This window comes from Polynucleobacter asymbioticus (genome assembly GCF_018687575.1).
Lineage (GTDB): Bacteria > Pseudomonadota > Gammaproteobacteria > Burkholderiales > Burkholderiaceae > Polynucleobacter > Polynucleobacter asymbioticus_C.
In genome coordinates this window covers 140,096-159,861 of the sequence record NZ_CP061297.1, presented here as the reverse complement: position 1 = coordinate 159,861, position 19,766 = coordinate 140,096, and the positions used below count along the sequence as shown (strand labels likewise).

Sequence of the window (19,766 nt, the reverse complement as noted above, 5' to 3'; positions counted from 1 at the left end):
TATTGAAGTAAATTAAGACCTTGAGTTTATCACCCACACCCTCTTTTTATATGAACTTTGCCCCTAAACCTGTCCGTACGAAAGCCGCCCATGAGTGGTTGGAGTATTTGCGTGACTCAGAGGGCTTGGGTGGAATTTTGGCTAAAACAGAAGATCTAGCCAAACTCAAAATTGCCTTGAAAGCTGCCCTATTTGAGTTGGATTTGGATAACTTGGCACCCAAAATTGAGGCTGGATGGCGTTCTGGTAGTCAAAATGAACTGTTTTTATTGGTTAATGGGGCAAGTATCGCTACCCGCCTTCAACAAATTTTACCCAGCCTAATCAATGAGTTAGCAAAAAAAGGGGTGGTCTGCACTAGTATTAAGGTGCGCCTCAAGCCAGCACCACCCTCTTGGGAAATTCAGCCTCGAGAGGGGCGGCAGGCTAGCCAAAAGCCAACAGGCTTTAATGCAGTAGCAAGGACTTCTTGGGAATCTTTACTCGAGAAATTGGCGCCAGATTCTGATCTGCGCAAGGCGGTTGAACGCCTGCTTCAAAGTAAGCCCAAATAAACCTAGAAAAAGAGGGGTTGACTCTCTTTGGAATAGGCCGCGGGAGCTTTATTTTCTGGAAAGCTACTGATTTCGTAAGAATTCGGGTCTTCTAAAAGCTTACGCAAGAGCGCGTTATTGAGGGCGTGTCCTGATTTTTCAGCTACATAAGAGCCTACGATGGGGTGCCCAACTAAATAGAGGTCGCCAATGGCATCCAGGATTTTATGACGAACAAACTCATCCTCATAACGTAACTCTTCGTTATTCAGGATACGATGCTCATCGAGAACGATCGCGTTATCCAAACTTCCACCACGCGCCAATCCCATTTCTCGCAATGCCTCAACTTCATGAGCAAAACCAAAAGTTCGAGCACGCCCAATCTCACTTCGATATGCGTGTTCTGCAAAGTCCACCACAAAGCGCTGACCAGTCTTATCTACTGCAGGGTGCTTAAAGTCGATTGTGAAATCCAACTTAAACCCAAAGAATGGCTCAAGGCGCGCGAGCTTGTCGCCTTCCTTAACCTCTACAGATTTTTTAATTACTACAAACTGTCTTGCAGCCTCTTGCTCAGCGATACCAGCTGACTCCATTAAGAACAAGAATGAAGCTGCACTGCCATCCATGATGGGCACTTCCTCACCATCAAGCTCAATCAATAAATTATCTAGCCCTAGGCCTGCACACGCTGAAAGCAAATGCTCCACTGTAGAAACGCGTACCCCATCTTTTTGAATGACTGAGGCCAAGCGGGTATCGCAAACCGCCAGAGCAGTAGCCGGCACAACCGATTGCTCTGGAGTATCTACACGCACAAACAAGATTCCTGAATTGATCGGCGCAGGCTTAATAGACAAAGTCACCTTGCGCCCAGAGTGTAAGCCAATCCCTACGGTTTTAATCGGAGTAGCGATTGTGCGTTGCTTCATCATAGTTTTATATAAATTCAGGAATAGTTTCTTAAAGCTTCTTCAGAATTGAAGCGGCATCGCTCACTTCAAACTTACCTGGTGCTTCACGATCCAAAGTTGTCACTACACCATCTTCAACAATCATGGCATAGCGATCTGAACGAACACCCAAGCCACGAGCAGTCAAATCCAACTCAAGGCCAAGTTTCTTGGTGAACTCAGCACTACCATCACCTAACATGCGAATCTTTTTACCAACTTTTTGATCTCGGCCCCAGGCACCCATCACAAATGGGTCGTTTACTGAGATACACCAAATTTCATCCACACCTTTTGCCTTGATTGCATCAAAGTGCTCAACATAACTAGGAACATGCTTTGCTGAACAAGTCGGTGTAAATGCGCCAGGTAATGCAAAGATCACTATCTTTTTACCAGCAGTGAGTTTTTCAACTTCGAATGCATTTGGGCCAATAGCGCAACCTTCGCTGGCCTCATCTAAAAACTCATAAAGAGTAGCGTTTGGTAATTTTTGTCCGACTGCGATCATAAAGTCTCCAATGAAATAGTTGTCATGAGTATGCCAACGCTAGCGCGGGATTCGTCGTCCGGAGGGGCGCCGCGCTGGCATTCTGCACAATCTATTGTATTGAGCAGTGGTTTAGTCTGCTTGCTTACGTAAAAAAGCTGGGATTTCGTAGTAATCAGCCCCTTTATCCAACATGGTTTTAGCCTGTGGCGAGCTATCAGCACCTAATGTAGGAGCTGGTGTAGCCTCACGTGAACTACGGAATACCCGTGGCAAATCATATTGACTGTAATCAACACCGCTAGTGGCTGGTTGAGCGGCCATTGAAGGCGCACTACCTGCACCCGTCATTGCCAAACCAGCGCTAGTGCTCAAAGCTGAATCAAGACTTACTTTGCTCATTGCTGCTGAAGCACTTGCTGGAGCAAAGCTATTTAAGTCAGCCATTGTTGGCATTGCATCATGCGTACCTGTAGCCTGTCTCCAAACTACTTCTGGTTGATGATGTTGACGTGCTTGCGGATTATTCAAACCAGTCGCTACAACTGTTACACGTAATGCATCACCTAAGCTCTCGTCGTACACAGTACCAAAGATCACAGTAGCGTCATCTGCGGCATAGCCACGAATCGCTGCCATCACTTCACGAGTCTCAGACAACTTCAATGAACGGCTAGCTGTGATGTTGACCAATACGCCACGCGCACCAGATAAATCAACGCCTTCGAGCAACGGTGAAGCAACCGCGGCTTCAGCAGCTAAGCGAGCACGATCCATACCAGAAACTGTTGCAGTTCCCATCATCGCCTTGCCTTGTTCGCCCATCACAGTTTTCACATCTTCAAAGTCGACGTTAATCAAACCTTGTACGTTAATGATTTCTGCAATACCTGAAACAGCGTTATGAAGAACATCATCAGCACATGCGAATGCCTTATCAAACTCAGCATCTTCACCCATTACTTCAAAAAGTTTCTCATTGAGAACCACGATCAATGAATCTACATATGACTCAAGCTCAGCTGCGCCATTTTCCGCAACCTTAAGGCGCTTTACACCTTCAAAGTCAAATGGCTTGCTGATAACACCGACGGTCAAGATACCCATCTCTTTGGCAACTTGAGCAACGATTGGTGCTGCACCAGTACCAGTACCACCACCCATACCAGCAGTAATGAATACCATATGCGCACCCTGCAATGTATCTGCAATACGTGCGCGTGCTTCTTCAGCAGAAGCTGCGCCGATTTCAGGTTTTGCACCAGCACCGAGTCCGCTAGAGCCTAGTTGCAAATTCACAGATGCCTCAGAACGCTGTAAAGCGCCAGCATCGGTGTTCATGCAAATAAACTCTACGCCGTTAACACCGCGACGAATCATGTGCTGAACTGCATTACCGCCTGCACCACCAACTCCAACCACTTTAATGATGGTTTTGCCGGCTGTTTCTTGATCTAACATTTCAAATTCCATATACCCTCCTAGGTAATAAGTACTACATTGACGACGACGAAAAACTTAAAAATTTCCTGCGAACCATTCCTTCATGCGCGAAATCACACTTTGCAACGCGCCTGACTGCGAAACTCGACGGCCACGCAATAACTGTGCCTGACCTTCCATTAATAAACCGATGCTGGTAGCGAAACGTGGGCTACGTAAAACTTCATGCAGGTGGCCACGGTACTCAGGCGTACCGATACGCGCTGGACGTAAGAACACTTGTTCAGCAAGCTCAACCATGCCTGGCATCAACGATGTTCCACCGGTCAGTACGATTCCTGAAGACACCATATCTTCGTAACCAGAATCACGTACAACGCCACGAACTAATGTGAATAGCTCTTCAACGCGTGGCTCAATCACAGCAGCTAAGGCTTGTTTTGACATTGGTCGTGGCTCACGATCACCAACACCTGGGACATCAATCATGGTGGTTGGATCCGCCATATCTTGACGAGCAATACCGTATTGAATTTTTAAATCTTCCGCATCAATCGTTGGCGTACGTAATGCCATTGCAATGTCATTAGTAATTTGATCGCCTGCAATCGGAATCACAGCAGTATGTCGAATGGAGCCCTGGCAATAGATAGCAATGTCGGTGGTGCCGCCACCAATATCCACCAAGACAACGCCCAATTCTTTTTCATCCTCAGTTAGAACCGCCAAACTGGACGCAAGAGGCTGCAAAATTAAATCGTTGACCTCTAGACCGCAACGGCGAACGCACTTCACAATATTCTGCGCAGCACTCACAGCACCAGTAACGATATGGACTTTGACTTCTAGGCGCAAACCGCTCATGCCAATTGGTTCGCGGACATCTTCTTGTCCATCAATAATGAATTCTTGAACGAGAATGTGGAGGATTTGCTGATCAGTTGGAATATTGATTGCTTTAGCAGTTTCTAGAACACGCTCAACATCACCAGCACTGACTTCTTTATCGCGAATGGCCACCATACCGCTGGAGTTAAAACTCACAATGTGATTTCCAGCGATACCAGTAAAGACTTGGACGATCTGGCGATCTGCCATGACCTCAGCTTCCTCAAGCGCTTTTTGAATGGATTGGACAGTAGCCTCAATATTGACAACTACACCCTTCTTCAAACCCTTGGATGCAGTTTGGCCAACGCCAACGACATTAAATTGGCCATCTGGCGCCAATTCAGCAACCAAAGCAACCACCTTGGAGGTTCCAATATCCAATCCGACCAATAAATCGCGGTTGTCTTTACTCATTCTCATTCCTCATTGCTTCTGCTCACTTTTTTTGCTGTCTGCTTCATTCTTTTTCAAACTTGCCGAAGCAAGATGCACTGCAAAACCATTTGCATAGCGCAAATCAATTGCATCTACGCGATTAGCCCATCTCTCTTGAACCTGCGGCCAATACTTAAATAGTCGCGCCACACGATCTTCAGTTAGTGTTTTGTCTGAGTTCTCTTCATCCCTACCGAACTCCACTTTCATGCCGTTAGATAACTTGACATGCCAGGCATAGCGCTCGGAAAGGGTTAAGCTTTTTACTTCTGCGTTCCAAGGCTTAAACCAGGTATTTGCTTTTTCATATAGGCGCAGTACTTCTTTGCTTGAATCTTCTGGGCCTGAGAAATCAATTAACTGAATTCCATCCCCCACATCAGAAATACGACCAGCAAATAGCTCACCATGGTTATTCATTAAGGTGTGACTATCAGCCCCACCCCAAGTACCAAATGGCTTTTGTTCTTCAATACTCACAATCAATCCATTAGGCCAAACTCTGCGAACATTGGCGTGACGCACCCAAGGCATGGACTCGAAACCACGCTTCACATCCTCTAATCTCACGCTGAAAAAATTTCCCTGAACAGTCTCCAAAACCTGTTGCTTCACTACGGGTTTATTAATATGCTTAAGTGTTTGTCCAGCCACTGGCTCAATGACAATTTGACGCAAAGCAAAGACAGGACGCTGACTTAGCCAAACCAAAATTCCAATACAAACCATCACTGCGAAACAGCGCATTAAGAAACGACTTAGCTTTTGCATCCGCTCTGGATGATTCCAAAGTGGAGATGCCAATGAAGTAAATACTTCACCGAAGCCGTTTATGAAGGCGCCTATCCGACTCATGCTCGCGCAGCCCCTTTGATGTTCAAAGTTTGGCTAATCACCCAAAGAACTAGTTCGGCATATTCAACACCAGCAGCTTTTGCAGCCATTGGAACTAAAGAGTGTGAAGTCATGCCTGGTGATGTATTCATCTCCAAAAGATATGGTTTGCCAGTTTTTTGATCGAGCATCACATCAGCACGACCCCAGGTCCTGCAGCCGAGAGCACGATAGGCAGCTAAAGCTAATTCTTGAACTGCCTTATTGACTTCTGGCGCTAAGCCAGTTGGACATAAGTATTGCGTCTCATCTGAGAAGTACTTATTGTGGAAATCATAATTAGCTTCAGGCGGAATAATTTTGATTACAGGCAAAGCCTCAGCATCCGCCCCGAATCCCACTAACGGGCAAGTCAACTCGTCACCAACAATGCAAGTCTCTGCAATCACCTTTTTATCCATTCCAGCAGCCAACCGATAGGCAGCAGGTAATTCATCGACGGATTTCACTTTCGTTAAGCCTAGCGAAGAACCTTCGTGTGCAGGCTTGACAATTAATGGCAAACCCAAGTGCTGCACAACTGCATTCCAATCGCTATCGGCTTTCAACTCCTGAAACTCTGGTGTTGAAAGACCGCTACTAAGCCACACAAGCTTGGTTGCAATTTTATCGATCGCTAATGCGGACGCCAATACACCGCTACCGGTATAGGGCAAACCTAAGAGATCAAGCAAACCTTGGATCGTACCGTCCTCTCCATAGCGCCCATGCAAGGAGATAAATACACGGTCAAATTTTTCTTTTGCTATTTCGGTTGGGCAACGCAGACCTGGATCGAATGGATGGGCATCAACACCTTTAGAAAGCAGTGCCTCTAATACGCCATTACCTGACATCAAAGAAATCTCACGCTCACCAGAACGACCGCCAAACAATACACCGACCCGACCAAGAGATTTAACATCTAGATTTGCGAGCTCCTGCTTCACGCGCTCACCCCAAGAAAGCAATTGTTGATTTTGCTTAGACATGTTTTGTCTCCGCTAATACATGAGGCAAGCCAGAGATAGAGCCTGCACCCATCGTGATTAAGACATCGCCATCACGCAATAAGGTAGAGAGTTTTTCAGGCATGTCGGCAACACTCGGAGCAAAGGCTACGGCTGAGCTGTCTAAGGAGCCGTTCAAAGCCTTATCAGTTGTCAGCGCTGCTTTCATAAGGCTTTGACCATCAGCACCTGGAATCTTGGCCTCGCCAGCTGGGTACACTTCTGTAAGTACAAGTGCATCAAAGTTTTTGAGTACCTGTACAAATTCACCGAAGCAATCACGCGTTCTTGTAAAACGATGGGGCTGGAACGCTAATACCAATCGACGGTCTGGATAAGCACCACGAGCTGCGGATAACGTCGCCGCCATTTCAACGGGATGGTGACCGTAATCATCTATTAAAGTAAAGCTTCCACCAGCTGCCAAAGGAATTTCTCCATACCTTTGGAAACGGCGGCCAACACCACTAAATTCAGATAAAGCTTTCACTATGGCTTCGTCGCCAACACCCAATTCCGTTGCAATACCAATTGCTGCCAATGCATTTCGAACGTTGTGCAAACCAGGCAAATTTAATTGCACTTCAAGGCGGCCCGGTTTATTACCATGGCGACGCACAGTTTTACGATCAACCGTAAAGTGCATACGAGTGCCTTCAGCACGTACGTTACTCGCACGAATATCCGCATCTTCAGATAAGCCATAGCGTAATACTGGCTGAGATACAAACGGGATAATGTCCCGAACGTTGGCATCATCAATACACAAAACTGCAACGCCATAAAAAGGCATACGTTGAATGAACTGAACAAATGCTTGCTTTAATCTCGCCATATCATGCTGATAGGTATCCATATGATCAGCATCAATGTTGGTGACTACCTCCATTGCTGGGAATAATTGCAAGAAAGAGGCATCAGACTCATCTGCTTCAACAACAATGAAATCGCCTTGACCTAAGCGCGCATTAGCACCTGCAGAATTTAACTTTCCACCAATTACAAAGGTAGGATCTAAACCTCCCTCCGCCAAAACTGAAGCAACTAAACTGGTTGTCGTTGTTTTGCCATGGGTGCCTGCAATTGCAATACCCTGCTTCAATCGCATGAGTTCACCGAGCATGACGGCACGCTGAATAACAGGAACCTTAGCCGCGCGAGCAGCCAGCACTTCAGGGTTATTGCCTGCAACTGCAGTAGAAATCACTACCGCCTCTGCAGTGCCAATATTTTTAGGATCATGGCCAATATGAATAACTGCACCTAAATCTGTAAGGCGCTTGGTTGAAGCACTTTCAGCCAAGTCTGACCCAGATACCTGGTAACCCAAATTCAGTAAGACTTCGGCAATGCCGCTCATGCCTGCTCCGCCGATACCAACAAAATGTATTTGCTGAACAATATGTTTCATATACCTACTCCCGCACAGTCTGCACATACTTCAGCCACTCGCTGAGTTGCATGGGGCTTAGCTAAAGCATGAGCACGCTCAGCCATCACCTGTAAATCTTGGCGACTAAAGTTTTGAATCATGGATGCCAGATCCTGTGCATTGAGATCTTGCTGTGGCAAGAGAATAGCTGCATCCGCATCCGACAAAAATCGTGCGTTTGCAGTCTGATGATCATCAATTGCGTATGGGAATGGAATCAAACAAGATGCAACACCACAGGCTGCGATTTCTGAAACAGTCATGGCACCAGAGCGGCAGATAACGAGATCTGCTTGAGCATAAGCAGTTGGCATGTCGTCAATGAAAGGACGAATGTCAGCAGAAACACCTAAATCAGCATATCGTTGCTGTAGATCTGCGAGATGTTTATCACCTGCCTGATGAATCACCTGTGGACGCGCATCTTTATCCATCAATGCCAAAGCAGCTGGAATTACCTCATTCAAAGCAGTCGCACCCAGGCTGCCGCCAACCACCAAGATCGATAGTGTCCCAGTGCGTGTTTCATATCGTTTGGCTGGCGCGCCAACAGCTTCGAATTCTTCGCGGATTGGATTACCAACCCATTCAGCATGAGCCATCGTATCTGGAAAGCCTGTCAAAGTACGCATAGCAATTTTGGCTAGAGCGCGATTCGCACTTCCAGCTACGGAATTGGCTTCATGCAAAACCAGTGGCTTCTTTAAAAACTTAGTCATTAAGCCGCCGGGAAATGTAATGTATCCACCCATCCCTAAAACCACATTTGGCTTAATGCGTCGCATGATCTTCAAACTCTGCAGACTGGCTCTTGCCAGGTTAAATGGCAACATGAGTTTGGTTTTAATGCCTTTGCCACGCAAGCCACCAAAGTCAACGGCTTCAAATGGGAAGTCGCAAGCTTTGACCAAGCGGTATTCCATACCACTTTCGTTGCCAAGCCAAAAAACATTCCAACCACAAACACGTAGGTATTCGGCAACAGCTAGACCTGGGAAAATATGTCCCCCAGTACCACCGGCCATAATCAAGATGGATGGCTTGGTCATAACTTACCACCTCGCATCAAGATACGATTTTCGTAATCAATACGTAGGAGCATTGCGACTGCGACTGCATTCATCAAAATTCCTGAGCCGCCATAGCTGACCAAAGGAAGAGTCAGCCCCTTGGTGGGAAGCAAGCCCAAGTTCACACCCATATTGATAAATGCTTGCCAACCAATCCATATCGCAACACCCTTAGCGGCGAGACCAGCAAAACTGCGATCCAGCTGTAAAGCAGTGCGACCAATGAGGAACGCGCGACGCACGATCCAATAAAACAAAAAGATCATCACTACAACACCAACGAATCCAAGCTCTTCGCCAATCACCGCCATGATGAAATCGGTATGCGCCTCTGGAAGGTAATGTAGCTTCTCGACACTTCCACCTAAGCCTACTCCGAACCATTCCCCACGACCAAATGCCATTAGAGAGTGGGTTAGCTGATAACCTTTGTTGGCTGCGTTATCTACTTGCCATGGATCCATGAATGCCAGCATGCGGCCACGACGGAATGGTGAGAGTGCAATCATGATGGCACCGCTCATGATGCCAACCAAAATCAAGCCACCAAATAACTTCGCATTGATACCGCCTAAGAACAAAATTCCAAATGCAATCAAGGCAACTACAACGAATGCACCCATATCAGGTTCAGCCATCAGCAATCCACCAACTAAAGCAACTGCAATACCCATTGGTAACATGCCCTTCACAAACGAGTGAAGATATTCTTGGCGTTGAACTGTATAGCTTGCTGCAAAGATGATTGCTGCAAACTTCATTAATTCTGATGGCTGGAAATTCATGAGACCCAATGGAATCCAGCGTCTGGCACCATTCACCCCTTTCCCAACACCAGGAATGAGTACGGCAATTAATAGTAAAACCGTCAAACCAAAAATCACCGGTGAATAACGATCCCACACATGAGTTGGGATTTTGAATACCCAAATAGCAACCCCAATGGCAATCGCTAATGAAATGCAATGCCGAATGAGGAAGAAATTACTGCTGTAATTTGCATACTTAGGCCCATCAGCCAAGGTAATCGAAGCCGAGTAGACCATCACCAAGCCAATTAAGGCTAGGGACAATACTGCCCATACCAATAGCTGGTCATAGTCCATCATGCGTGAGCGGGTTTGCTCAACACCAGAGACCGCATCTCTCAGACCGCTGCGGAAATTATCTATCCCACCTCTGGAAAAATTCCAGAAGCGGCCAAGACCCAAACGATTCTCAGGAAAAAGTTTTTCCTTCAAACTCATGCATCAGCTCCTTCGAATTGCATTCCCAACTCTTGAACTTCAGCAACAAAGGCTTCGGCACGTGCTACGTAATCACTAAACTGGTCAAAACTTGCGCACGCTGGAGATAACAAAACGATATCGCCAGACTGAGCTTGTTTTGCAGCTTCTGCTACTGCGCTCTGGAGCGTCTGGCTCATGACGCAAGACGCTGATTCAGCCAAAGCCTCAGCAATGACTGGAGCATCCTTGCCAATCAGGAATACCCCTTTTACAAACCGTAGTACAGGATCACGTAATGGACTAAAGTCCTGACCCTTGCCGTCACCACCAGCAATCAACCAGATTCGCTTGCCAGACTCATTAGCACTCAGGCCATTTAATGCGGCAACTGTTGCACCCACATTGGTGCCTTTGCTGTCATCTACATATTCAACATTAGAGACAATCGCAACACTTTGAACACGATGCGGCTCGCCATGGTAGTCACGCAACCCATGTAAGAGCATATTCATTGGTAAGCCGGCTGCTCGGGCTAAAGCTAATGCGGCTAATGCATTTAATGCATTATGGCGACCGCGAATACGTAAAGCATCAGCGGGTATTAAACGCTTAAGTCTCAATGGCTCTTCTTCCACAAGAGCCACCTTACGGCGACGCTTCGGTTGAGGCTCAAGATCTTCATCCACCTCCGCCCAAACTAACCAATCAATTCCACCAGCGCGTAGATCATGCTCAATTCCAAAAGCACCCTGCTCATCAGGTCGGCCTGCACCAAAAGTAATGATTGCTTTATTGGCCTTTTGCTCGTCAGTCAGCAGATTCATTACAAGCGAATCATCACGATTCAGAATGCAGACAGTATCTTGCCCAAAGATATTGGCTTTTGCATCAATATAAGCCTGCATATCACCATGCCAATCTAAATGGTCTTGCGTAATATTTAATACAGTTGCTGCTGTTGCATTGAAGGTACTTGTGTAAACCAATTGGAAGCTAGAGAGTTCAAGCACCCAAATCTCAGGCATGTCTACAACTTGATCGCATTGATCAAGGCAAGACATTAACTTATCAAGAGCTGCTGGACTAATATTTCCAGCAACAGCAACTCGCTTGCCGGCGCGCTCACACAGCTGCCCTGTGAGCGCAGTTGTTGTTGTCTTTCCATTTGTGCCGGTAATCGCCAATAAAGCAGGCTTATATTGAGACTGATCAGCTTGAGCCATGCGGTCCAATGCGGCAATAGCCCTAGCAAAAAATTCCAGCTCTCCCCAGATATCAATACTAGCTTCTTGCGCTTTCGCTAAGAATGAAGCGATCGGTTCCTGTAGTGGTGATAAACCAGGACTAATACCGATGACATCAACACCCTTCAAATGAAGATCATCCAGCGGGCCAAAATAAGCCTCTTGAAGCCCTGCAAATTCAAGATCAGCTAACCAAGCTTTTTGTCGCTCATTCAGCTTTTCACGATCACGTGTATCGGCCAGGCTAACCTTTGCTGCATTTCGCAAACACCACTTGGCCATGGCATAGCCAGATTCACCCAATCCTAAAATCAAGAAATGTTGAGGTGCTTTATAACCCTCATCTGCGATGAGTGCTGGGTTGGCGAAGGCTTGGTCTAAGTTATGCATATTCTTTGGCTTACCGTAATTTCAGGCTGGACAGGCCAATGAGGACTAATAAAATGGTGATGATCCAGAAGCGAACCACGACTTGTGTTTCGCGCCATCCACCCAATTCGAAATGGTGATGCAGTGGAGCCATCCTAAAAATGCGACGGCCTTCACCAAAACGCTTCTTGGTAAATTTGAACCAGAACACTTGCATCATCACTGAGACCGTTTCTGCTACGAAGATTCCGCCCATTACAAAGAGCACAATTTCTTGACGAACAATCACAGCAATCGTTCCAAGTGCTCCACCTAAAGCAAGAGCGCCAACATCACCCATAAAGACTTGAGCAGGATGCGTGTTGTACCAAAGGAATGCCAATCCAGCACCACCCATGGCACCACAGAAAATCATGAGCTCACCTGCGCCAGGAATGTACGGGAACAACAGATACTTTGCGTAGATTGCATTACCCATCACATAAGCAAAAGCACCCAGAGCAGCGCCAACTAATATCACCGGCATGATCACCAGACCATCCAAACCATCTGTGAGATTCACGGCATTGCTACTACCAACAATCACTAGGTAACTCAAAATAATGAAGCCCATCACACCCAATGGATAGCTCACCTCTTTCATGAAAGGAATGAGTAGGTTTGATTTAGCGGGCAGGTCCAAAGCAAAGCCACTCTTAAGCCAATCAAAGAACAACTGCAAGACTTTGAGGTTATTCACTTCGGATACAGAAAAAGCCAAGTAAATAGCAGCAAATAATCCAATCAAAGTTTGCCAAAAGAATTTTTCTCTTGAAGCCATTCCTTTGGGATCTTTGCGTGCTACTTTGCGGTAATCATCAACCCAACCCACCAAGCCAAATCCAAAGGTCACAATCATCACAATCCAAATAAAGCGATTACTCAAATCAGCCCACAACATGCAAGAGATAAAAATACCTAAAAGAATCAATACGCCACCCATAGTTGGGGTGCCTGATTTCACTAAATGGGTTTGTGGGCCATCTGTACGAACTGCTTGACCCATTTTTAACGCAGTTAACTTCCGAATAACCCACGGACCAGCCGCTAAACCAATTAGCAAGGCTGTCACGGTTGCCATCACCGCTCTAAAAGTGATGTAGTTAAAGACTCGAAAAAATCCAAAATCATCTTGCAGCCATTGGGCCAATATTAAGAGCATGTTTTCGCCTCCTCTAATAAGGCCTGCACTACACGCTCCATACGCATAAAACGAGATCCCTTAACCAAAATATCCAAATGCATGTGCTTGCTCGATTCTTGATCGGCTAGTGCTGTATTTAACTCCTGAAGCAACTGATCCAAGCTTGTGAAATGAGTAGCACTCTTAGCAAGCTGAGTTTTCTGTGAATCATTAAATCCCTGTACAGCAAATTTGCACTGCTCTCCAAGGGCAAATAACTTGCCAACCCCCTGCTCTGCAGCATAGGCACCAACCTCCTCATGGAACGCAGGGCCTTGATCACCGACCTCACCCATATCACCCAACACCAACCAGGAAGCATTTCCAGACTGCTTCAATGCATCAATAGCAGCCCTCACAGAATCAGGATTTGCGTTGTAACTATCATCAATCAAGGTGCGACCTACATTCAGAGGCTTCGATTGCATACGTCCATTTACTGGAACAAAAGACTCTAGGCCGACCCTGATTTGTTCCAGACTTAAACCAGCGCCTAAGGCAACGGCACTAGCTGCTAAAGCGTTGCGGACATTGTGCATTCCTAAGGTATTGAGCTGAACCTCAACCTTGCCCAGTTCAGTTGCAATCTCAATTTTTCCGCTAGCCAATAACTTACCTGTCACAGAGGCCATGACTGAGGGAGAGTTAGCGGATAAAGCAAAATCAATTACCTTGCACCCTGCAGCGGCTTGACGCCAAACTGAAGAGAATTCTGAATCCGCTGGGAAGACTGCAACACCATCTGACGGCAGCGAACTCACAGCAGTTGCATGTTCCCTTGCAACAGCTTCCACAGTCGACATAAACTCTTGATGCTCCCGCTGTGCATTGTTAATTAGGGCAATATTAGCTTGAGCGATGCAGGCTAGTTCTGCTGTTTCGCCAGGATGATTCATCCCCAACTCAATCACTGCTAAGCGATCGGTTGATCGCATGCGTAGCAAAGTTAAAGGTAGGCCAATATCATTATTAAAATTACCTTTAGTGACCAGAGTGCACTCTTCACCTGCAGCCGCCTTGAAGATCGAAGCAATCATCTCTTTTACAGTGGTCTTGCCATTAGATCCCGTTACCAAAGCCACTGGAATAGAGAACTGTGAACGCCATGCTTTTGCTAGCGCACCCAAGCTTTGTTTTACATCACGGACACATACTGCAGGTAAGTTTGCAGGACATTTTTCTTGATGGCTAATCAGCGCTGCACTTGCACCTGCTGCCGCCACATCGCCTAGGAAGTCATGCGCATCGAAGCGATCACCCGACAAAGCAATAAATAATTCATCTGACTGAATCTGACGACTATCGCTGCCAACACGAGAAATAGAGATTGCTCCAGCAGACTTTGCGTCAACATGAATCAATTGACTGTCTGGCAGCATGGCATGAACTTGGGCAAGAGTAGTCATAGGCGTGCTCATACCTGACCTCCTGCCGCTAAACGAATATGCTCTTGATCAGAAAAATCAAATTTCTTGCCATTGATTTCCTGAGTCGACTCATGCCCCTTACCAGCAACCAAAACAATATCTTTGGTCTCCGCATGACGAACGGCAGCCATAATGGCAGCTGCTCTATCTGGTAGCACCTGTATATCTCTTAAGTCACCCGACATACCAGACTGAATCATGGCAATGATGGACATTGGATCTTCAGATCTGGGGTTATCGCTTGTAATCACAATATGATCAGCAAACTCTTGAGCAACCTTACCCATTTGCGAGCGCTTACCTGGATCTCGATCGCCACCACAACCAAAGACACACCAGACCTTTCCATTACGTTGATTTGCAATTGGCTTTAATGCGTTCAATGCTTTGGTGAGAGCATCTGGTGTATGCGCATAGTCCACGACGATCAATGGACCCTCAGTTCTTTGCGTTTTATTCAAGCGAATCAATTCCATGCGGCCCGGAACAGCACTCAACTTACTCATGCGCTTAGAGGCCTCGCATGGACTCAACCCTTGGGTCAGTAAAACCGTCCAAACAGCGAGGCAATTACTGAGATTAAATTCGCCTAAAACTGCAAGCTGGGCAGCGCTAGAACCTTGAGCATCACAATTGAATTGAGACTCATAACCCAAGGTCGTAAATAGGGTGTTTTCTGCGTAGCTACGCTTCAAATGATCGCCAAACTTTTCGAATCCAGCGAACGCATTACTGCTTAAGGCATAGCCCCATACTTTGGGGCCATTGACAGCAAGAAGCTTCATCGCCAATTCGCGGCCAAATGCATCATCAAAATTAATAATCGCATTTTCAATCTGAGGTAACTGAAATAGTTTTGCCTTTGCTTCAGCGTACTCGCCCATCGTGCCGTGATAATCAAGATGGTCTTGAGTCAGATTAGTGAATACTGCAGTACGAACATCCAAGCCCGCAATACGATCTTGATCGAGAGCATGAGAAGAAATCTCTATAGCCACCTGCTGTGCCCCTGCATCGAGCAATTCTTTTAATTGCGTTTGTAAACGTGGTGCATCAGGTGTGGTGTAACCAGTCTGAATCAACACACCCGGAAACCCAGTCCCCAAAGTGCCTAATACTGCAGTGCGATGATTTGATTCGTCCAAAGCCTGCGCTAGCCATTGAGTAATACTGGTTTTGCCATTAGTGCCTGTAACACCAATGACATTCAGACTTTTGCTTGGGTAGCCATACCACTCAGCACAGAGCTCCCCAACTACGCTAGATAAATTCTCAAGCGCAAAACATTCAGGGCGGTCTAAGTAATCATTCGTAATACCATCAGCAGGATCAAATACAACCGCAGCTGCACCATTTGCTAAAGCAGCAGCAATGTAATCACGACCATCTCGCAAGGCATTGCCATGACCAACTGGGTAGGCAAAGAAAATATCGCCAGATTCAATTTGACGGCTATCCGCAGTCACTTTTGCATCCGCCGATGTGAGATCGCGTAAATGAGAGATCAAGAGATGGGGTTCAATATTCACCATTGCCATCATCTTTTTAAAACCGTTGTATTCGTTTTTACTGCAGCACTCTGAATTTCCGCAGGATTTTTATCCTGAAGTGCCATCTGCTTCACATTGCTATCCGGCAATACATTTAAAGTGCGAAGAGTCTCGCTCACAATAGTAGAAAACACCGGGGCTGCAACATCACCACCGTAATGACTGCCACCAGTTGGTTCATCAATCATGACAGCAACCACAATGCGTGGTGCACTAATTGGCGCAAGACCTGCAAAGTAAGCGCGGTATTTATTGGCGTAGCTCTTGCCCACTAATTTATGCGCTGTACCTGTTTTTCCACCAACCCGATAACCTTCAGCTTGCGCTTTGATGGCCGTGCCACCAGGCTCCGTTACTGACTCCATCATGTTGCGCATTTCGATCGCAGTTTTAGCAGAAATAATGTGTGTTCCAGGCTTGAACTCTGGACTGCGTTCAATCGTAAGAGGAACTAATTCGCCATCACGAGCAAAGATGGTATATGCACGAGCCACCTGAAAAAGTGAACCAGAAATACCATAACCAAATGCAATCCGCGCTTGATCTGTTGGCATCCATTTTTTATAAGGATGAACCGTACCTGCTACCGCACCGGGGAAGCCAATCTTTGGCGCCTGACCCAAGCCAACCGATGTGTAGAAATTCCACATCTCTTCTGCGGATAAATTATTCATAGCAATTTTGGCTGTGCCAATATTGCTGGACTTTTGAATGATCTGAGAGACGGTAAGGCTACCGTATGGATGAGTATCTGTAATCGGTTTTGGTCCAACCAAATATTTAGCGCCGATAGCCATATTGGTATTAGGAGCAATAACCCCCTTCTCCAAAGCAATCGCTACGGTTAAGGGCTTCATTGTTGAGCCAGGCTCAAAGGTGTCAGTTAACACACGATTACGCAACTGCTCACCCGTCAATTTTTTACGATCGTTAGGGTTATAGCTTGGGTAATTTGCTAGAGCTAAGATCTCACCAGTATGCGTATCTAGTACCACTGCACCACCAGCACTTGCACGGTGTTGCTCAACCGCATTTTTAACAGCGTTATAAGCTAGGAACTGAATCTTGCTATCAATGGAGAGTTGCAAATCTTTACCGTTTTGCGGTAACTGCAAAATGGCAACATCCTCGACAACGCGACCCAGACGATCCACAACTACTCGACGCGCCCCTGGATGTCCAGCTAAGTCTTTTTCACGAGAGAGCTCCATCCCCTCTTGGCCGCGATCTTCCACATTAGTAAAGCCAACGACGTGCGCCATCGCTTCACCCTCTGGATAAAAGCGACGATATTCGTTATTCAAACCAATCCCTGGAATTTCTAATTGCTTAATCTGTTGAGCAACTTCAGGATCTACTTGGCGCTTCAAGAAAATCTGCTTGCGCTCTTCTTTTAATTTTTTGCGCAAGTCTGATTCGCTGATCTGTAAGAGACTCGCCAACTTCTGCACCTTATCCGCAGCCAAATCATCAGGCACAGTATCGTTATAGGCAATCACCGACTTTGCTTCCAAGCTGGTCGCAATCACCTGGCCATTTCGGTCCAATATTTTTCCGCGAGAAGCGGGTAACTCCAACTCACGCTGTGTACCGCGTACGCCTTTAGCTTCATAAAAAGCATTTCCTGGACCCTGAATCCAGAAAGCGCGGATCAGTAGCAGCATAAATACGAAGAACAGCATGAACAGCATGAGGCGTGACCGCCACATTGGCAGGCGCAATACTAAGTTGGGCGTAGTTGAAAAACCTACCGGTCTCATCTAGCCTCCTTCAAGTACAAAGTACGTTCTGGAGATATTGGGACCATACGTAACTGATTACGAGCAACATCACGAATTCGTGCGGACTTGGATAAGTTGCGCTGCTCATACTCTAAACGTAGCCAGTCTTGGTTGAGCTTGCGCTCCTCAATTTGCGCGCGCTCTAGAGAAATGAATAATTTGCGCGCGCGCTGCTGAGCTGCTACCAAAGATAGTGCGCAGACTAATAGCAATACCAGCAAGGTCAGCGTAGCGCGATTCAAGCTGGCACTCCTGCACGTTTTTCAGCAACACGCATGATGGCTGAACGAGCACGAGGGTTCTCTCGAACTTCTTCATCGCTCGGTTTAACGCGTCCAATAATCTCTAAAGCGCTTTGTGGTAAATCTCGATCGCGGACAGGCAAACCCCGTGGCACATCAACCTTGGCATGTGACTGCAGGAACTGCTTCACAATGCGATCCTCTAAAGAGTGAAAACTAATCACCGCCAAACGTGCACCCGGCTTTAATACATTGAGAGCTGCTTTTAATCCGAGCTCTAAATCTTCTAGCTCACGATTAATAAAAATTCGGAGTGCTTGAAAAGTGCGAGTCGCAGGATCTTGTCCGATCTCTCTGGTGCGAACTACGCTGGCCACTAAGCTTGCTAATTGCAAAGTAGTTTTTGGCGATAAACCTTCCTCTCGCTTAGCCACGATAGCTTTTGCGATCTGAAATGCAAAACGTTCTTCACCATAAGTCTTAATCACGCGTGTGATGTCCTCTTGTGATGCTTGCTCTAACCATTGTGCTGCCGTCAAACCCTGATCCGTATTCATGCGCATATCGAGCGGACCATCCTTGCGAAAGGAAAAGCCGCGATGCGCTTCGTCCACTTGTGGAGAGCTGATACCGAGATCCAACAAAATGCCATCGACCGATTCTGGCTCTGCGTACTGATCCATCTGCGCAAAGCTGTCGTGCACGATGCGCAAACGGGGATCGTTGATTTTTTCCGCGACTGCGATCGCATCTAAGTCCTTGTCGAAGGAAATCATTCGCGCGCTCGGTGGCAATTGCGAAAGCAGTGCCTGCGTATGACCGCCACGCCCAAAGGTTCCATCGATCAAGAGTAGATTTTTTGAAGTATCGGGAGAGGTGATGCGTGGGCCACTGATCAGCGCCGTCACCGCCTCGGCCAGTAATACTGGGCGATGAGTTATGTTCATGGCACCCTGTCATCAAAAATTAAATTGCTTCAGGGCTTCAGGCATACCTTGTGCAATGGCAGCCTGTTCTTTTGCAGCGTAAGTAGCGGCGTCCCACAACTCCAGATGACTGCCCATTCCGAGCAGCATCACTTCTTTTTCAATGCCAGCAGCCGATCGCAGCTCTGGATTCACCAAAATTCTGCCAGCGCTATCCAAATCGACTTCAGCAGCATTACCAAGGAAGATGCGGCGCCACCAATGAGCATCCATTGGCAATTGGGCAACGCGTGAGCGGAAGGTTTCCCACTCAGGGCGTGGGAACAAAAGGAGGCATCCATCAGGGTGTTTTGTGAGCGTAATTCGACCCTCACCTTGAACTAACAAGGCGTCACGATGCTTTGCCGGCACAGACATGCGACCTTTTGCATCTAAATTGAGAGCTGACGCACCTTGAAACACCATTTACCCCACTTTTTCACACTTCCTCCCACTTTAGAGGATCGTAATAAGAGGGTCAAGTGTTTTTGGGTAATTTTTTAGGAAATTTCCTAGTGATTACAAACACTTAGCGTCATGTCTTGATAAAATGGTGCCTATAAAAATGCTACTTGAAACAATGGCTTGGAAAATATACTTAAGA

At 46.6% G+C, this 19,766-nt stretch carries 18 protein-coding genes; 1 reads left to right on the top strand and 17 read right to left on the bottom strand.

Features of this window, described 5'->3' with window-relative positions; genetic code table 11:
* Nucleotides 1–20: 20 nt before the first annotated feature.
* Nucleotides 21–554 carry a hypothetical protein gene (locus AOC19_RS00895; protein ID WP_251368045.1) on the top strand — a complete coding sequence of 178 codons (534 nt, stop codon included), beginning with the start codon at nucleotides 21–23 and terminating at the stop codon, nucleotides 552–554.
* 2 nt (nucleotides 555–556) lie between these two features.
* Here the strand turns inward: AOC19_RS00895 and lpxC are convergent, their stop codons facing one another.
* From lpxC to mraZ, 17 genes are all read right to left on the bottom strand, one after another.
* Nucleotides 557–1,471: a UDP-3-O-acyl-N-acetylglucosamine deacetylase gene (gene lpxC, locus AOC19_RS00890; RefSeq protein WP_215376662.1), complete on the bottom strand. Its 915-nt coding sequence runs from the start codon at nucleotides 1,469–1,471 to the stop codon at nucleotides 557–559.
* Nucleotides 1,472–1,499: 28 nt separating this feature from the next.
* A complete protein-coding gene (locus AOC19_RS00885) occupies nucleotides 1,500–2,000 on the bottom strand; it encodes a peroxiredoxin (RefSeq protein ID WP_215376659.1) in 501 nt (166 codons plus the stop codon).
* A 111-nt stretch (nucleotides 2,001–2,111) separates the two neighbouring features.
* Nucleotides 2,112–3,452, bottom strand: coding sequence for a cell division protein FtsZ (gene ftsZ, locus AOC19_RS00880; RefSeq protein ID WP_215376654.1), 1,341 nt, complete (start codon nucleotides 3,450–3,452; stop codon nucleotides 2,112–2,114).
* 45 nt (nucleotides 3,453–3,497) lie between these two features.
* Nucleotides 3,498–4,727: a cell division protein FtsA gene (gene ftsA, locus AOC19_RS00875; RefSeq protein ID WP_173959480.1), complete on the bottom strand. Its 1,230-nt coding sequence runs from the start codon at nucleotides 4,725–4,727 to the stop codon at nucleotides 3,498–3,500.
* 9 nt (nucleotides 4,728–4,736) lie between these two features.
* Nucleotides 4,737–5,603, bottom strand: coding sequence for a cell division protein FtsQ/DivIB (locus AOC19_RS00870; protein ID WP_251368044.1), 867 nt, complete (start codon nucleotides 5,601–5,603; stop codon nucleotides 4,737–4,739).
* Nucleotides 5,600–6,613, bottom strand: a complete 1,014-nt coding sequence (locus AOC19_RS00865; protein ID WP_215376652.1) for a D-alanine--D-alanine ligase — start codon at nucleotides 6,611–6,613, stop codon at nucleotides 5,600–5,602. Before AOC19_RS00865 ends, AOC19_RS00870 begins: the two co-directional genes overlap by 4 nt.
* Complete coding sequence (gene murC, locus AOC19_RS00860; RefSeq protein WP_215376649.1) at nucleotides 6,606–8,042, bottom strand: UDP-N-acetylmuramate--L-alanine ligase; 1,437 nt, start codon at nucleotides 8,040–8,042, stop codon at nucleotides 6,606–6,608. Before murC ends, AOC19_RS00865 begins: the two co-directional genes overlap by 8 nt.
* The gene (gene murG, locus AOC19_RS00855) at nucleotides 8,039–9,112 is read right to left on the bottom strand and encodes an undecaprenyldiphospho-muramoylpentapeptide beta-N-acetylglucosaminyltransferase (RefSeq protein ID WP_215376646.1); all 1,074 of its coding nucleotides are present in this window, start codon (nucleotides 9,110–9,112) and stop codon (nucleotides 8,039–8,041) included. The genes murC and murG overlap by 4 nt, the downstream gene beginning before the upstream one ends.
* Nucleotides 9,109–10,380 (bottom strand): putative lipid II flippase FtsW, encoded by a 1,272-nt coding sequence (gene ftsW, locus AOC19_RS00850; protein WP_215376643.1) that lies wholly within the window; start codon nucleotides 10,378–10,380, stop codon nucleotides 9,109–9,111. Before ftsW ends, murG begins: the two co-directional genes overlap by 4 nt.
* Entirely contained in the window at nucleotides 10,377–11,996 is a 1,620-nt protein-coding gene (murD, locus tag AOC19_RS00845; protein ID WP_215376641.1) for a UDP-N-acetylmuramoyl-L-alanine--D-glutamate ligase, read from the bottom strand. The genes ftsW and murD overlap by 4 nt, the downstream gene beginning before the upstream one ends.
* 10 nt (nucleotides 11,997–12,006) lie before the next feature.
* Nucleotides 12,007–13,176: a phospho-N-acetylmuramoyl-pentapeptide-transferase gene (gene mraY, locus AOC19_RS00840; protein WP_215376638.1), complete on the bottom strand. Its 1,170-nt coding sequence runs from the start codon at nucleotides 13,174–13,176 to the stop codon at nucleotides 12,007–12,009.
* A complete protein-coding gene (locus AOC19_RS00835) occupies nucleotides 13,167–14,576 on the bottom strand; it encodes a UDP-N-acetylmuramoyl-tripeptide--D-alanyl-D-alanine ligase (RefSeq protein ID WP_215377941.1) in 1,410 nt (469 codons plus the stop codon). Before AOC19_RS00835 ends, mraY begins: the two co-directional genes overlap by 10 nt.
* Before the next feature lie 35 nt (nucleotides 14,577–14,611).
* Complete coding sequence (locus AOC19_RS00830; RefSeq protein ID WP_251368042.1) at nucleotides 14,612–16,156, bottom strand: UDP-N-acetylmuramoyl-L-alanyl-D-glutamate--2,6-diaminopimelate ligase; 1,545 nt, start codon at nucleotides 16,154–16,156, stop codon at nucleotides 14,612–14,614.
* Between the two features lie 5 nt (nucleotides 16,157–16,161).
* On the bottom strand, nucleotides 16,162–17,934 hold the full coding sequence (locus tag AOC19_RS00825; protein ID WP_215376632.1) for a peptidoglycan D,D-transpeptidase FtsI family protein: 1,773 nt from the start codon (nucleotides 17,932–17,934) through the stop codon (nucleotides 16,162–16,164).
* Nucleotides 17,931–18,197, bottom strand: coding sequence for a cell division protein FtsL (gene ftsL, locus AOC19_RS00820; RefSeq protein WP_015420340.1), 267 nt, complete (start codon nucleotides 18,195–18,197; stop codon nucleotides 17,931–17,933). Before ftsL ends, AOC19_RS00825 begins: the two co-directional genes overlap by 4 nt.
* Nucleotides 18,194–19,144 carry a 16S rRNA (cytosine(1402)-N(4))-methyltransferase RsmH gene (gene rsmH, locus AOC19_RS00815; protein WP_215376629.1) on the bottom strand — a complete coding sequence of 317 codons (951 nt, stop codon included), beginning with the start codon at nucleotides 19,142–19,144 and terminating at the stop codon, nucleotides 18,194–18,196. Before rsmH ends, ftsL begins: the two co-directional genes overlap by 4 nt.
* A 12-nt stretch (nucleotides 19,145–19,156) precedes the next feature.
* Complete coding sequence (gene mraZ / locus AOC19_RS00810) at nucleotides 19,157–19,585, bottom strand: division/cell wall cluster transcriptional repressor MraZ (protein WP_215377940.1); 429 nt, start codon at nucleotides 19,583–19,585, stop codon at nucleotides 19,157–19,159.
* Nucleotides 19,586–19,766 lie beyond the last annotated feature (181 nt).

Excerpts from the sequence above, each read along its gene's own strand:
- lpxC (WP_215376662.1), bottom strand. The coding sequence starts at position 1,471 with ATGATGAAGCAACGCACAATCGCTACTCCGATTAAAACCGTAGGGATT.
- AOC19_RS00885 (WP_215376659.1), bottom strand. The coding sequence starts at position 2,000 with ATGATCGCAGTCGGACAAAAATTACCAAACGCTACTCTTTATGAGTTT.
- ftsZ (WP_215376654.1), bottom strand. The coding sequence starts at position 3,452 with ATGGAATTTGAAATGTTAGATCAAGAAACAGCCGGCAAAACCATCATT.
- ftsA (WP_173959480.1), bottom strand. The coding sequence starts at position 4,727 with ATGAGTAAAGACAACCGCGATTTATTGGTCGGATTGGATATTGGAACC.
- AOC19_RS00870 (WP_251368044.1), bottom strand. The coding sequence starts at position 5,603 with ATGAGTCGGATAGGCGCCTTCATAAACGGCTTCGGTGAAGTATTTACT.
- AOC19_RS00865 (WP_215376652.1), bottom strand. The coding sequence starts at position 6,613 with ATGTCTAAGCAAAATCAACAATTGCTTTCTTGGGGTGAGCGCGTGAAG.
- murC (WP_215376649.1), bottom strand. The coding sequence starts at position 8,042 with ATGAAACATATTGTTCAGCAAATACATTTTGTTGGTATCGGCGGAGCA.
- murG (WP_215376646.1), bottom strand. The coding sequence starts at position 9,112 with ATGACCAAGCCATCCATCTTGATTATGGCCGGTGGTACTGGGGGACAT.
- ftsW (WP_215376643.1), bottom strand. The coding sequence starts at position 10,380 with ATGAGTTTGAAGGAAAAACTTTTTCCTGAGAATCGTTTGGGTCTTGGC.
- murD (WP_215376641.1), bottom strand. The coding sequence starts at position 11,996 with ATGCATAACTTAGACCAAGCCTTCGCCAACCCAGCACTCATCGCAGAT.
- mraY (WP_215376638.1), bottom strand. The coding sequence starts at position 13,176 with ATGCTCTTAATATTGGCCCAATGGCTGCAAGATGATTTTGGATTTTTT.
- AOC19_RS00835 (WP_215377941.1), bottom strand. The coding sequence starts at position 14,576 with ATGCTGCCAGACAGTCAATTGATTCATGTTGACGCAAAGTCTGCTGGA.
- AOC19_RS00830 (WP_251368042.1), bottom strand. The coding sequence starts at position 16,156 with ATGGTGAATATTGAACCCCATCTCTTGATCTCTCATTTACGCGATCTC.
- AOC19_RS00825 (WP_215376632.1), bottom strand. The coding sequence starts at position 17,934 with ATGAGACCGGTAGGTTTTTCAACTACGCCCAACTTAGTATTGCGCCTG.
- rsmH (WP_215376629.1), bottom strand. The coding sequence starts at position 19,144 with ATGAACATAACTCATCGCCCAGTATTACTGGCCGAGGCGGTGACGGCG.